This window comes from Aquitalea denitrificans, assembly GCF_009856625.1.
Classification (GTDB): domain Bacteria; phylum Pseudomonadota; class Gammaproteobacteria; order Burkholderiales; family Chromobacteriaceae; genus Aquitalea; species Aquitalea denitrificans.
In genome coordinates this window covers 1,260,110-1,273,263 of sequence record NZ_CP047241.1, presented here as the reverse complement: position 1 = coordinate 1,273,263, position 13,154 = coordinate 1,260,110, and the positions used below count along the sequence as shown (strand labels likewise).

Sequence of the window (13,154 nt, the reverse complement as noted above, 5' to 3'; positions counted from 1 at the left end):
GCCACTGGCGAGCAGCGCAATGCAGACAGCAGTACGTGACCCGCACTTCACCCAGCCAACACCAGAACTCAAGCCCGTGGCGGCTGATTCAGACCGGCCTGAACCGCTGGACGTGCCAGGAAGGCATCCAGCACGCGCTGCACCTCGACAAAATCGGCATAGCCCACCAGTTCGCCGGCACCATAAAACTGCACCAGGTTACGCACCCAGGGCAGGATGGCCATATCGGCGATGGTGTAATCATCGCCCATGATCCAGCTACGCCCCTTCAAGCGGGCATCCAGCACGCCCAGCAGGCGGCGCGACTCCGCCACGTAGCGGTCACGCGGCCGCTTGTCCTCGAAATCCTTGCCGGCAAACTTGTGAAAGAAGCCCAGCTGGCCAAACATTGGCCCCACTCCACCCATCTGGAACATCAGCCACTGGATGGTTTCATAGCGCAGTGCCGCGTCAGCGGGCAGGAACTTGCCGGTTTTCTCCGCCAGATACAGCAGGATGGCGCCGGATTCGAACAAGGCCAGCGGCTTGCCATCCGGACCCTTGGGGTCAAGGATGGCCGGAATCTTGTTATTGGGATTGAGTGAAAGGAATTCCGGGCTGAACTGGTCGTTGCTGTCGAAACTCACCAGATGCGCCTCATACGGCAGGCCACACTCCTCCAGCATAATGGACACCTTCACACCATTGGGCGTGGGCAGGGAATACAGCTGCAGACGATCCGGGTGCTGCGCAGGCCATTTGTGGGTAATGGGGAAGGAAGACAGATTGTTCATGAGGATGCCTTTGTAAGTGCCAGCCTGGCTGGCTGCGTGATGGCGGGGATACGGGTTGCTTCTACATAGTATGGGCAAAGCAGACAGCAACAAGAACGATTCGCAGAACGCTGTGTTTTGCAACAACGATCAGTGCCCCATCAAACGCGCCAGCACCCAGGCCGCGGCCCGTCCGGGCTGACGGGCTTGCGACCACACCAGGTCCACCTGCACCGCCTTGGGCCAGCCGGCCACTTTCAGCTCGCTCAGCTCATCCCCGCCAAAGTTGACCGCCAGCCAGCTAGGCAGCTCGGACCAGCCAAAGCCCAGCCGCGTCATTTCCAGCAACAGCAGGTAGCTGGGGGCGGACCAGCAGCGCGCACTGAGGGTGGCGCTGGGCGGGCCGTAATAGGTATTGAGCCGCAGCTCGCGTTCGGCAGCCAGTTGCTCGCGGCTGACACTGTGCAAGCCCGCCAGCGGATGATTGCTGCTGACATACAGGCTGCTCTGACTGGCATCCGGCATGGGGTAATAACCGATATCTGCCGGATAGCGCGCCAGCCCGGAAACAAAGCCCAGTTGCGCACGACCACTCTCCACCAGGTCGATGACGTCTTCCTTTTCGGCCACCAGGGTTTCCAGCTCCAGCGCGGGGAACTGCTGTTCAAACAGACGCAGCATCTGCTCCAGCGATTCGGACTGGAAAGTATCGGACAGCACGATGGTGAGCCGTGGCTCCAACCCGCCTCCCAGCAGCCCGGCCACCCGACTGAGGGCATCGCCGGCATCCAGCAACTGGCGGGCATGGCTGAGTAACTGCTGCCCCGCCTGGGTAAGTACCGGCTGGCGACCGCTGCGCTCGAACAGGCTGACACCCAGATCAATCTCCAGATTGGCAATGGCCTCACTGATGGTGGACTGACTCTTGCCCAGCCGACGCGCCGCAGCAGAGAACGAACCCAGCTCGGCTGCCGTGCTGAAGGCGGCAATGGCATCTAGCGACCAGGACATATCGGTTTCTCCGATGGATTTTATTTTTTAACTATCCGACAAACCAATCACAATGTCACCCGAATCACCCGATACCACTACCGGAAAGGACAGCACCATGTCTGCCAACGACAAAAAACACCTTGGCGAACGCATATTGCATGCCGTGTTGTATGAGGTCTGCGCCATGGTGATGCTGGTGCCGCTGGCCGCCCTGCTGACCGGCAGCGGAGTCAGCCTGATGGGGGTGCTGGCGCTGATGATGTCTTGCGTGGCCATGCTGTTCAATATGTTGTTCAACGCGCTGTTCGAGCGGGCAGAACGGCACTGGGGCCTGCAACGCACGCGATGGGTGCGCTGCGCACATGCCCTGCTGTTTGAGGGCGGACTGGTGGTGATGCTGGTGCCGCTGGCGGCCTGGTGGCTTGAGACATCGCTGTGGCAGGCATTACTGCTGGACCTGGGCTTTTTCGCCTTTTTCCTGCCCTATACCTATCTATTCAATCTGGCTTACGACCACTTGCGTCAGCGTGTCATGCAAAACCGGCAAACTGCACTGCCACAAACCAAATAAACCAAGGGAGGCCGAGATGAACAACAACGCCTGGATTTTCCTGAGCATCGCCATTGTGGCCGAGGTGGTGGCCACCTCGTCGATGAAGCTGACTGAAGGTTTTACCCGGCTAGGCCCTTCGCTGCTGACGGCTGCCGGTTACATGCTGTCGCTGTACATGTTGTCGCTGACACTGCGTCACGTACCGGTTGGTGTGGTGTACGCCATCTGGTCCGGTGTCGGCATCGTGCTGGTTTCGCTGGTGGCCTGGCAGCTGTACGGGCAGAAGCTGGACTTGCCGGCCATCGTGGGCATGGCCATGATTATTGGTGGTGTACTGGTGCTGAACCTGTTTTCCCGCTCCGCCGTGCACTAAGACAGGCCGACAGGACGCAAGCAAGACAAAGGGGCAGCTGCCCCTTTGTTCATGCATGCCTGTTCAGAGCTGGGCCAGCGGCAAATCGCTCCCCTGCGAGGCCAGCATACCGCCGCACACCTGATTGCGACCGCTGTGCTTGGCCTGATAAAGATAGTTATCCGCCTGTTTTAGCAGATTGCCGATGTCGCTTTCTTCGGTGGCCGCCATGCCGATGCTGACGGTAAAACGCAAATCTCCCAACGGCGTACTGATTTCCAGATTGGCCAGTGCGCGACGCAGCTTATCCAGTTGGCCCAGCATCACCGCCGCATTCACTTGCTGGCTGAGAATGACAAACTCCTCGCCGCCGAAACGGGCGATGATATCGTCCGGGAAAAATGACTCCAGCAGTCGTGCCGTCTGGTAGATCACCCGATCACCCACATCATGGCCGTAACCATCGTTGATGCGTTTGAACAGATCGATATCCAGCACCGCCACGCCGATATCGTGGCGCAGCCCGCTGGCCTGTTCAAAAAAATGCCGCCGGTTGGACAGGCCGGACAGGTGATCCTTATTGGCGGATTCCTTCAGTGCCTGCAGGTTTTCCACAAACTCCACATTACGAGTAACCCGGCAGAAGAATTCTTCGTAATTGAAGGGTTTTTGCAGATAATCATCGGCCCCGGCCTTGATGAAGCGGGCAGTCATGGTGGGGTCCTGGCTGCCGGAGATCCCGATGATGGCCAGATGGGTGTGGTCCAGAAAACGGCGTACGGTGCTGGTCATCCGCACCCCGTCCATGCCGGGCATGTCGTGATCGGTCAGCACCAGCTTGATACCGCGCTCGTGCCGCAGGATGGCCAGTGCCTGTTCGGCATCAGCCGCCTCTATCACCTGGTAAAGATGCCGCTCCAGCTGTGTACGCAGAAACTGCCGCACTGCCTGGGAGTCATCCACCACCAGCACCTTGATGCCGGGGTTGATGCGGATGCGGCGTAGCATCTTCATCACGTACTCGAAGGCCGACGGGCTTTCCTTTGGAATGTAGTCCACCACCGGCATACCCAGTACGCGTTCGCGCGTTGGCATGTCGTTATGTGCGGTCAGCACCACGGTGGGAATGCGGTTTTCCAGCAACAGTGGCAACACCTCACCGCTGGGGGCATCTGGCAGACAGTAGTCTGCCACCGCTGCCATGAAGCGTGGATCTTCGGCCAGCGCCTGGCGTACCTCGGCCAGACTGGTTACCGGCACTGCAACAAAGCCTTGCTTGTTGACCAGACGGCACAGGGGGCGAATCAGCATCAGGCTGTCTTCGATCACGAGAATGCGCGGTGCGTCCATGCGTATGGTGAATTGCTGTCCGTCAAGAAAGATGCATGCATTATTGACGAAGCACGCCTATCTGTCAGTAAAGCTTGTGTGAAACAAGCAACATCCGCCAGCGCCAGCCGGCTCGGAGAACACTGCAAAAACAGGTATAATCGACCCATTTTTCCGTATAAAGAAGCGCCATTCATCATGGAACTTGCCAAGAGCTTTGAACCGGGCGATATCGAACGCCGCTGGTACCAACACTGGGAACAGGCCGGCTACTTCAAGCCGAGCATGGACACCAGCAAACCGTCCTTCGCCATCCAGCTGCCCCCCCCCAACGTCACAGGCACCCTGCACATGGGCCACGCCTTCAACCAGACCATCATGGATGGCCTGACGCGCTACTACCGCATGAAGGGTGACAACACGGTATGGATTCCCGGCACCGACCACGCCGGCATTGCCACCCAGATCGTGGTGGAACGCCAGTTGGCCGAACAAGGCATCAACCGCCACGACATGGGCCGCGAAGCGTTCACCGCCAAGGTGTGGGAATGGAAGGAAAAATCCGGCGGCACCATCACCAGCCAGATGCGCCGCGTGGGCTGCTCGGTGGACTGGAGCCGTGAATACTTCACCATGGACGACGTGCGCGCCGAAGTGGTGACCGAAGTATTCGTGCGCCTGTACGAGCAAGGCCTGATCTACCGTGGCAAGCGCCTGTCCAACTGGGATGCCAAGCTGGGCACCGCCATCTCCGACCTCGAAGTGATTTCCGAGGAAGAAGACGGCCACATGTGGCACATCAAATACCCGGTAGTCGGTAGCGAGGAATTTGTCACCGTTGCCACCACCCGCCCGGAAACCCTGCTGGGCGACGTGGCCGTGGCCATCAACCCGGAAGACGAACGCTACCAGCATCTGCTGGGCAAACAGCTGCAACTACCGCTGACCGGCCGCACCATTCCGGTGATTGCCGACAGCTATGTGGACAAAGAATTCGGCACCGGCTTCGTCAAGATCACCCCGGCACACGACTTCAACGACTACGAAGTGGGCAAGCGCCACAACACCCAGCTCATCAATGTAATGAGCCTGCAAGCCACCATCCTGCCCAAGGCGCAGATCTTCGGCTTTGACGGCAGCGCCCAGGGCAGCATCGAACTGCCGGCCGCCTACGCCGGCCTCAGCACCCAGGACGCGCGCAAGGCCATGCTGGCCGACCTGCAAGCCCAGGGCCTACTGCTGGACACCAAACCGCACAAGCTGATGGTGCCGCGTGGCGACCGTACCGGTACCGTCATCGAGCCGCTGCTGACCGACCAATGGTTCGTGGCCATGAGCAAGGTCGGCGAAGGCGATGCCACCGGCCAGTCCATCGCACAAAAAGCCATTGAAGCGGTGGAATCCGGCGAAGTGCGCTTCATTCCGGAAAACTGGGTCAACACCTACAACCAGTGGATGAAGAACATCCAGGACTGGTGTATCTCCCGTCAACTGTGGTGGGGCCACCAGATTCCGGCCTGGTACGATGAAGACGGCAATATCGTGGTTGCCCGCACCGAAGCAGAAGCCCAGGCCAAGGCCCCGGGCAAGACGCTGCGCCGCGAACAGGACGTGCTGGACACCTGGTTCTCCTCCGCGCTGGTGCCCTTCTCCACCCTGGGCTGGCCGGAAGAAACCCCGGAACTGAACGCCTTTGTCACCTCCAATGTGCTGGTGACCGGCTATGAAATCATCTTCTTCTGGGTTGCCCGGATGATCATGATGACCAAGCACTTCACCGGCAAGGTGCCGTTCCGCGACGTGTATATCCACGGCATGGTGCGCGACCACGAAGGCAAGAAGATGTCCAAGTCCGAGGGCAATGTGATTGACCCGGTGGACTTGATCGACGGTATCGCGCTGGAACCACTGGTGGAAAAACGCACCACCGGCCTGCGCCGCCCGGAAAAAGCCCCGCAGATTGCCAAGGCCACCGAAAAGCTGTTCCCGGAAGGCATTCCGGCCTATGGCACCGACGCCCTGCGTTTCACCATGGCCAGCTACGCCACCCTGGGCCGCAGCGTCAACTTCGATTTCAAGCGCGCCGAAGGCTACCGCAACTTCTGCAACAAGCTGTGGAACGCCACCCGCTTCGTGATGATGAATGTGGAAGGCAAGGACTGCGGTCAGGATGAAAGCCTGCCGCTGGAATTCAGCTTTGTCGACCAGTGGATCATCGGCCGCCTGCAACAGGCCGAAGCCGACGTCACCAATGCGCTGGAAACCTACCGTTTCGACCTGGCCGCCCAGATCATTTACGAGTTCATCTGGAACGAGTACTGCGACTGGTATGTGGAACTGGCCAAGGTACAGCTGCAAAACGGCAACGAAGCCCAGCAACGCGCCACCCGCCGCACCATCGTGCGCGTGCTGGAAGTGGCCCTGCGCCTGACCCACCCGCTGATGCCCTTCATCACCGAAGAGCTGTGGCAAACCGTGGCTCCGCTGGCCAACGCCAAGCACACCGACTCCATCATGCTGGCGCAATGGCCGGTGGCCGTGCCGGAGAAGATCAATGCCGAGGCCAACGCCCGCATGGATGGCTTCAAGGACATGGTGAACGCGGTGCGCAACCTGCGTGGCGAAATGGGCATCGGTCCGGCGGTCAAGGCCCCGCTATTCATTGAAACCGCCGATGCCTCGGTAGCGGACTTCATCCCCTACCTGAAGCTGCTGGCCCGCTTGACCGAGGGCAGCATTGTTGCCACCCTGCCGGCAGACGACGCCCCGGTGGCCATGTCCGGCAACGCCCGCCTGATGTTGAAAGTGGAAGTGGACAAGGCCGCCGAAACCGCTCGCCTCACCAAGGAGCTGGGCAAGTTGGATGCCGAGCTGGCCAAGCTGACCGCCAAACTGGAAAAACCAGGCTATGTGGACAAGGCCCCGGCACATCTGGTGGAGCGTGACAAGGCGCAACTGGCAGAGCTGAACGACAAGATGGACAAGGTGAAGGGGCAGTTGGCCAAGTTGGCCTGATTAGCTTCATCCCGCATGCACAGCCCACCGTTTGGTGGGCTTTTTTGTGCCTGGCCTCAGGAAAGACGCATGCGCTAACCGACTATGCAGACCGCAGAAAGAGTACCGTCCAGAAAAACTGGCATAACACGAAAATGGCTATTAATCGACCAGAAGCGATCTTTGACGATAAGTATGCTTTCGGCTCATGTTTGGCGTAAGCTGACCTTGCAACTATCTGATTAGACTGCCCACTGCCAAATATGGACCCGCTTTTCATTAATGGATTCATATCATATAAAACAGAGCCAGAATTATGGTTATTTCAGCGCAGGAAAATCCTGCAAAATATACCCACCCCACCAGTATCATTATGAGCTGGACAAAGCTAGCACCACAAAAGCTGCTCAGACTGAGTAGCACCACTTATGCAACAAGACCCGATCAACCCCGTTGAACATGCATGAAAAAAGCCAGCGGCAATGACTGCAGCTGGCTTTTTGAAAAATCTCACATCAGGTCAATGGAACGACCACAGGAGCTGGTGCTTGTGGTTCGCGCGTATCGACATAGCCACCGCTGATAGCCGGCTTCTTCTGCAACAGATCATAACTAATAATCGCAGCTGCATTATCCCACTGATAGCCGACACCAACAGGAATGCCAAATTTCAGATCTTTGGAGAAGGGATAAAAGCTCACACCAGCGGCCCCGATCCCACGATTTTCCTTGCGAGTAGTTGTTGCTTGCAATGTCAACCCTAAACCACCGTCGGATTTATTAGAGTCATACGCGTACGTCACACCAAAAAAAGCGCCAACATCTGCTGCGTGAACATTGATTGCAGCCAGTGATATGGCAGCGGCGAGCACAATTTTTTTCATACAATCCACCCTTGTTGAGCCTATGTTTTTCCAATATAGCAGGTAAAAAATATGTGCCACATGATTTTATACTTCCAACGTGCGTCAAATTATTGCCAAATTAAGGAGCCCGAAGAAAAGGCGACCCGCCGCGCCGCGAAACCCCGCCACAGCTGCAACGCAGGAAGCCTGGCGTGACTGTCTGGGGAGCAATTTAGCCCTCTCAGTGAAGTACAGCCTTATGTTGAGAAAGTGCTTGCCCAATCTCGCACGGCTTGCGTAAACAACCGTAATGCCGTTGGTGGGTGTCGATTGGAGGGATAGTACAAGCAAGCTCCGGGAGCCGCTGGACTCCATTCTGGTAATAGATGGACAAGTCGCCCTTCATCCAGGTGCTGAATGACATAATAATCCGGAACCCAAGCGACCCCAACGCCCGCCAGTGCAGCCTCAACCATCAAAGGTGGAGAGCTCAGGGTGAGGGGGCCATCCACATCCATATCATAGTTGGTCGCTCCTCGTGAGAAGTGCCAACGATATAAGCGTCCACCGGCAAAACGGAAACGGATGCAGCGGTGCCTGGCTAGTTCTTGAGGTGTCTGCGGAGTGCCATGCTGTTCAAGGTATGCCGGTGACGCGACCGCTACAAGTCTCATATCCGGACCAAAGCGAATGGCAATCATGTCGCGTGGCACGTCCTCAAAAAGCCTGACTCCAGCATCGAATCCATCGGCAACGATATCGACAAAGCGCGTATCCACAATAAACTCCACGTGGATCTCAGGGTAGGTCGCGAGAAAATCCGGCAAGACATGCTGAATTAAAGGTTTTGCACTAGCTTCAGCCGCACTAATCCTGATTGAGCCTGATGGGCGATTACGTGAGCTTGAGATTTCATTGACGGCCTCATTCAAATCAGTCATCAGCGGTTGAACACGTCTGTAAAACTGCTCCCCTGCTTCTGTCAGCCCTACTGAGCGCGTCGTTCTGTTAAATAGCCGCGCATTCAGCTTCTCCTCCAAGCCACGAATTGAATGACTGAGCGCCGATGGCGTAAGACCGAGCACCCCTGCAGCCATCCGGAAGTTTCGATGCTCCGCCACCGCAATAAATGCGGTCAGTTCCGACAAATCCGGATGTGCCATAGTTGAATTTCGCTCACTACGCTGTGCAAATTATGCTGCATTGTAGAGTGATATACAGCAATCTACAATCGACTGCATCAAGGCTATCTTCTCCATTCCGGGAGAGGGCTACATGAAAAGGACTATCCGATGAGCAACAACATCGCAGGAAAAGTGGTCGTCATCACCGGTGCCAGTAGTGGTCTTGGCGAAGCAACTGCTCGCCACCTGAGTGCCCAAGGTGCTCTTGTAGCCCTGGGTGCACGCCGTCTGGAACGCATCCAGGCCTTGGCCGATGAATTGAATCGTAATGGTGGAAAAGCCATAGCGCTTGCAACCGATGTAACAAAGCACGCAGACGTAAAAGCACTGGTTGATGCCGCAGTACAGGCTTTTGGTCGCATTGATGTCATGGTTAATAACGCAGGTTTGATGCCGCACTCGCCACTTGAGCGCCTCAAGATTGATGACTGGAATCAGACTATCGACGTCAACATCAAGGGGGTTCTCTACGGCATTGCCGCCGCCCTTCCTTATATGCAGCAACAAAAAAGCGGGCACATCATTAATGTCTCATCGGTTGCCGGTCGAACAGTCCGTCCTGGCAGTGCAGTTTATGCCGCCACCAAGAGTGCCGTGCTGATGATTTCCGAAGGACTGCGTCAAGAAGTCAAACCTTATGACATTCGAACGACGGTGGTTTCACCCGGTGCCATTGCTACAGAACTACCCAACAGTGTGACGGAACCTGATGTCGCGGGGGCAATCAGCAAGTTCTATCAGCAATATGCAATCCCTGCTGAATCGTTTGCGCGAGTAGTGGCGTTTGCTATCAGCCAACCGCCTGAGGTGGATGTGAACGAAGTGCTATTCCGCCCCACACGGCAAGAAGGCTAAGTCATTGACGCATGCAGCCCAAGATGATGAGCGATTGGATTCTGATGAAATCAATTTTCGGCGGACTTATTTGTGTCCTTCTCTTCAATTCTGCTTGGGCTGCTACCCAAGCGAGTGAAGACCCAGAGCCATCCAGTACGAATATGCCGGTTTTAGCCAGTATCTCGCCGCAGTCTTCCCGGCCTGTCGTCATTGCAGCACCTGACCATTTCACTGGGAGAGTGCGTGTTGCTCCTTTGTTTTCAGCGACTGCATCTACGCATGCTTCTGGTGCCTACGTCACATTCGAGCCCGGTGCACGAACAGACTGGCACAGCCATCCTGCCGGTCAAACCCTTGTCATCACTGCCGGGGCCGGCTTTGTACAGTGCTGGGGTGGGCCGGTTCAAAGCATTTCAGTTGGTGATGTAGTGTGGATTCCACCAGGTCAGAAGCACTGGCATGGTGCCTCGAGAAACGAAGCAATGACACACCTCGCCATTCAAGAACAGGTAGAAGGGAGCACCGTTAGCTGGATGGAAAAAGTCAGTAATCAACAATACGGTGTTGCGAGCAATACGCAAACGCCAGCCCCTGCAAGTCGTGCTCAACAGCTGATGGGTGATATTGCACCGAAATTGGCAGACCTGACGGATAGCGTCCTCTATCAGGACATATGGGAACGACCCGGGCTGTCGAAGCGTGACCGGAGTCTGGTGACCGTGAGCGCATTGATTGTAATGAATCGCCCAGACCAACTTCGCTCGCATCTGGCTTTAGCGCTTAAAAACGGAGTCACCGCAGAAGAGCTCTCGGAAACGATAACTCACATGGCATTTTACGCAGGGTGGCCAAGTGCGGTTTCGGCCATCACGGCAGCACGCGAAGTGCTTTCTAAAGAAGCACAGCACACCACGGTGTTGGAACCGCTTATGCGCGCATCTCCTGCCGATTCAGTTGGGCCAGCTTCCACGCCGGCCCGCTAAGTACTACCCACGATACAAGTCCAGATACCAAGGAGTATTTGCAATGTCTCTCGCCCCTATGACATCCGTTGTTGTTGCTGCCAGTCTTGCAATTGCATCAGCAGCTGCCGACGCAGCTGATTATCGGAATAATCCGTTCACTCTTACCTATGACGGTGCTATCCCGCAGAACCTGCCAGGAAGGGTCAATATCCATCCGGTAACCTATAAACTGAATGGCTTGGACATCTCCGCAAATGTCTACACGCCTCCGAATTACGACCCAAAGAAAACCTATGCCGCCATCGTTGTTGCACATCCGAATGGTGGCGTGAAAGAACAAACAGCCGGCTTGTATGCGCAAAGGCTTGCAGAGCAAGGCTACATCACCCTGGCCGCCGATGCCGCCTATCAGGGAGCAAGCGGTGGGCTGCCACGTTACGTCGACAAACCTTCCAACCGGGTTGAAGACATCCATGGTATGGCCGATTACATCTCTTCGTACGCGGGTGTCGATAAGGCTCGTCTAGGTGTCCAGTCCCGGACGATTGCTCACGTGCTTTTTGAATAAATCAGGCTGCTGCTTTTGCCAATCTTTCATGGCCTGAATCGGTGTCCGATGCTGTAGCGCCAATTGTGGCAAATGCTGGTTGTAAAGCAGTACATAACGCTCCAGCGTCTCGGCCAGATCTTTGCCAGATTCGAAGCGGTGCGTCGCCAGCACATCGCTGATCCGGCCGTTGAAGCGCTCGACCATGCCGTTTGTCTGCGGGCTGCGCGGCTTGGTCAGCCGGTGCTCGATGCCGAGCGCGTCGCACAGCAGATCGAACTCATGCTCGCCGCTCGCTTGCTTCTGCTTGTTGAACAGCCGGTCGGTGAACTCGCTGCCGTTATCGGTCAGGATCGTCCGCACATGGCATGGTGCTGCCTTTTGTAAGGCGTTCAGAAACACCCGAGCGGCGCCCGCGGTCTTGTTTGACTTGACCTGCACAAACACCCAGCGCGTCGCGCGGTCGATGGCGACAAAGAGATAGCGGCGGGATGTCTCATCAGGCATCTGCGGCAAGTATTTGACGTCGATATGGAAGTAACCGGGGTCGTAGGCCTTGAACGGCTTACTGGGGCGTTTAGCCGGCGTAGCTTCCAGGTCGCGCAGGCTGCCTACACCGTGACGGCGTAAGCAGCGGTCTAGCCCGGAACGCGAAACGTTGGGGTTCAGAAACTCGCGAACGACGACCAGCAGGTCATCCAGGCCGAGCTTGACCACCTTGCGTAACTCGACAGCGATACGTTCCTGGGCAGGCGTCAGCGTGGTTTGTAGCCGATGGGCGGTATGCGAGCGGTCTTGAACCGAGTCGCGGTTCTTCCACTTCATGACGGTGGGAATGCTGACGTTGAAGCGCGCCGCCAGTTCGGCCAGGGTGCCGGCCGCGTTGCGGATTTCTTCGCGGATAGCCGGCGTGGTGCGGGCTTGTTTGTGCAGTTTGACGATCATTGTTGTTGCTGCCGTAGGGATTGGAGAAGCATACCCATACCCTCACGGGCAGTGGCAAGTTTCCAGATACGTTTGCTCAAATGATCGTCCGGGATGCGACATCTAGGCTTGCTTGGTATCTGTGGGGGTGGTGGATACTCATTGAAAGCAGCTCAAACGGACAAACGCTTCAAGGCAGTTGCCACGTTAAGCATGTTCAATTCCGGTCGCGTACGCCGCAATGGCTTTATGGATTCCCAGCTCTCCAGCGTCCAGGCTCGATTACAGCAGGCTTCCGAAGCCCGGGCGCAGGAGGCTGCTGGCGGAAAAGCCCTCTATGCCAATGACGTGGTACTCACCGATGAGCAGATTGCAAAACTTCCCTTCGAAATGTACCGCCAGGGTTTTGAGTATTACGGCAAAACCCACATGCACCCGAACGCTAGTGCGAAATACACCCTGAGCAGTCTGCTGGACTTGATGAGTTTTGATGCAACGAATCAGATTGAGCTTATCAATCAACCTTTGCTGATGATTGCCGGCAGCAAGGCCGATAGCCTTTATATGAGCGAAGATGCCTTCTCGAAAGCAACAGGCACCAAAGATAAGGAGCTATTCAAAATTGATGGTGCGACCCACATCGAAACGTACTGGCTGCCCAAATATGTGAATACTGCGGTGGCCAAGTTGACGCAGTTTTACGCAAGAACGCTTTAAGGCCGGGGGTAACAGAAATGTAAAAACGAAAGCCGGGAAGCAGCAATCTTGAAGTGCCGGTGCCTGGCTTTGGTGGTATGGGGTTAAGCCATGGCTAAGGCCCTGCCATTGAAAGAGCGCAAGCAATATCGCTTAGCCGTTCAGCAGTCGACAAGGGTGTTA

General features: G+C 56.5%; 13 protein-coding genes. 7 read left to right on the top strand and 6 right to left on the bottom strand.

The features are described 5' to 3' along the window. Positions 1-68 precede the first annotated feature (68 nt). On the bottom strand, positions 69-773 hold the full coding sequence (locus tag GSR16_RS05830; RefSeq protein WP_159875582.1) for a glutathione S-transferase N-terminal domain-containing protein: 705 nt from the start codon (positions 771-773) through the stop codon (positions 69-71). 129 nt (positions 774-902) lie between these two features. After that, positions 903-1,763 carry a LysR family transcriptional regulator gene (locus GSR16_RS05825; RefSeq protein ID WP_159875581.1) on the bottom strand — a complete coding sequence of 287 codons (861 nt, stop codon included), beginning with the start codon at positions 1,761-1,763 and terminating at the stop codon, positions 903-905. Positions 1,764-1,860: 97 nt separating this feature from the next. Here GSR16_RS05825 and GSR16_RS05820 point away from each other — a divergent pair, with 97 nt between their 5' ends. Then, a complete protein-coding gene (locus GSR16_RS05820) occupies positions 1,861-2,316 on the top strand; it encodes a multidrug/biocide efflux PACE transporter (RefSeq protein ID WP_159875580.1) in 456 nt (151 codons plus the stop codon). A 16-nt stretch (positions 2,317-2,332) separates the two neighbouring features. Then, positions 2,333-2,671: a DMT family transporter gene (locus GSR16_RS05815; protein ID WP_159875579.1), complete on the top strand. Its 339-nt coding sequence runs from the start codon at positions 2,333-2,335 to the stop codon at positions 2,669-2,671. 63 nt (positions 2,672-2,734) lie between these two features. Here the strand turns inward: GSR16_RS05815 and GSR16_RS05810 are convergent, their stop codons facing one another. Then, positions 2,735-4,000, bottom strand: a complete 1,266-nt coding sequence (locus tag GSR16_RS05810) for a diguanylate cyclase (RefSeq protein ID WP_159875578.1) — start codon at positions 3,998-4,000, stop codon at positions 2,735-2,737. 177 nt (positions 4,001-4,177) lie between these two features. On the opposite strand from GSR16_RS05810, the gene GSR16_RS05805 reads away from it, so the two are divergent. Continuing rightward, positions 4,178-6,994, top strand: coding sequence for a valine--tRNA ligase (locus tag GSR16_RS05805; RefSeq protein WP_159875577.1), 2,817 nt, complete (start codon positions 4,178-4,180; stop codon positions 6,992-6,994). A gap of 494 nt (positions 6,995-7,488) precedes the next feature. On the opposite strand, the gene GSR16_RS05800 is transcribed toward GSR16_RS05805, so the two are convergent. Together GSR16_RS05800 and GSR16_RS05795 are read right to left on the bottom strand one after the other, a co-directional pair. Next, positions 7,489-7,857, bottom strand: coding sequence for a hypothetical protein (locus GSR16_RS05800; RefSeq protein ID WP_159875576.1), 369 nt, complete (start codon positions 7,855-7,857; stop codon positions 7,489-7,491). A 218-nt stretch (positions 7,858-8,075) separates the two neighbouring features. Continuing rightward, positions 8,076-8,981, bottom strand: a complete 906-nt coding sequence (locus GSR16_RS05795; protein WP_159875575.1) for a LysR family transcriptional regulator — start codon at positions 8,979-8,981, stop codon at positions 8,076-8,078. 129 nt (positions 8,982-9,110) lie between these two features. Here GSR16_RS05795 and GSR16_RS05790 point away from each other — a divergent pair, with 129 nt between their 5' ends. The 3 genes from GSR16_RS05790 to GSR16_RS05780 are packed head-to-tail and all read left to right on the top strand — an operon-like array spanning position 9,111 to position 11,372. After that, positions 9,111-9,857, top strand: a complete 747-nt coding sequence (locus GSR16_RS05790; protein ID WP_159875574.1) for an SDR family oxidoreductase — start codon at positions 9,111-9,113, stop codon at positions 9,855-9,857. Positions 9,858-9,880: 23 nt separating this feature from the next. After that, on the top strand, positions 9,881-10,822 hold the full coding sequence (locus tag GSR16_RS21110) for a (R)-mandelonitrile lyase (protein ID WP_240902607.1): 942 nt from the start codon (positions 9,881-9,883) through the stop codon (positions 10,820-10,822). A 43-nt stretch (positions 10,823-10,865) separates the two neighbouring features. Further along, positions 10,866-11,372 (top strand): alpha/beta hydrolase, encoded by a 507-nt coding sequence (locus GSR16_RS05780; protein WP_205677502.1) that lies wholly within the window; start codon positions 10,866-10,868, stop codon positions 11,370-11,372. Here GSR16_RS05780 and GSR16_RS05775 read toward each other — a convergent pair. Then, positions 11,328-12,296 carry an IS481 family transposase gene (locus GSR16_RS05775; protein ID WP_159875573.1) on the bottom strand — a complete coding sequence of 323 codons (969 nt, stop codon included), beginning with the start codon at positions 12,294-12,296 and terminating at the stop codon, positions 11,328-11,330. The genes GSR16_RS05780 and GSR16_RS05775 overlap by 45 nt on opposite strands. Positions 12,297-12,437: 141 nt before the next feature. Between GSR16_RS05775 and GSR16_RS05770 the strand changes: the two genes are divergently transcribed. Continuing rightward, the gene (locus GSR16_RS05770) at positions 12,438-12,992 is read left to right on the top strand and encodes an alpha/beta hydrolase (protein ID WP_205677501.1); all 555 of its coding nucleotides are present in this window, start codon (positions 12,438-12,440) and stop codon (positions 12,990-12,992) included. The last annotated feature ends 162 nt before the right edge of the window (positions 12,993-13,154 follow it).

Excerpts from the sequence above, each read along its gene's own strand:
- GSR16_RS05780 (WP_205677502.1), top strand. The coding sequence starts at position 10,866 with ATGTCTCTCGCCCCTATGACATCCGTTGTTGTTGCTGCCAGTCTTGCA.
- GSR16_RS05800 (WP_159875576.1), bottom strand. The coding sequence starts at position 7,857 with ATGAAAAAAATTGTGCTCGCCGCTGCCATATCACTGGCTGCAATCAAT.
- GSR16_RS05775 (WP_159875573.1), bottom strand. The coding sequence starts at position 12,296 with ATGATCGTCAAACTGCACAAACAAGCCCGCACCACGCCGGCTATCCGC.
- GSR16_RS05830 (WP_159875582.1), bottom strand. The coding sequence starts at position 773 with ATGAACAATCTGTCTTCCTTCCCCATTACCCACAAATGGCCTGCGCAG.
- GSR16_RS05805 (WP_159875577.1), top strand. The coding sequence starts at position 4,178 with ATGGAACTTGCCAAGAGCTTTGAACCGGGCGATATCGAACGCCGCTGG.
- GSR16_RS05790 (WP_159875574.1), top strand. The coding sequence starts at position 9,111 with ATGAGCAACAACATCGCAGGAAAAGTGGTCGTCATCACCGGTGCCAGT.
- GSR16_RS05795 (WP_159875575.1), bottom strand. The coding sequence starts at position 8,981 with ATGGCACATCCGGATTTGTCGGAACTGACCGCATTTATTGCGGTGGCG.
- GSR16_RS05810 (WP_159875578.1), bottom strand. The coding sequence starts at position 4,000 with ATGGACGCACCGCGCATTCTCGTGATCGAAGACAGCCTGATGCTGATT.
- GSR16_RS05820 (WP_159875580.1), top strand. The coding sequence starts at position 1,861 with ATGTCTGCCAACGACAAAAAACACCTTGGCGAACGCATATTGCATGCC.
- GSR16_RS21110 (WP_240902607.1), top strand. The coding sequence starts at position 9,881 with ATGATGAGCGATTGGATTCTGATGAAATCAATTTTCGGCGGACTTATT.
- GSR16_RS05815 (WP_159875579.1), top strand. The coding sequence starts at position 2,333 with ATGAACAACAACGCCTGGATTTTCCTGAGCATCGCCATTGTGGCCGAG.
- GSR16_RS05825 (WP_159875581.1), bottom strand. The coding sequence starts at position 1,763 with ATGTCCTGGTCGCTAGATGCCATTGCCGCCTTCAGCACGGCAGCCGAG.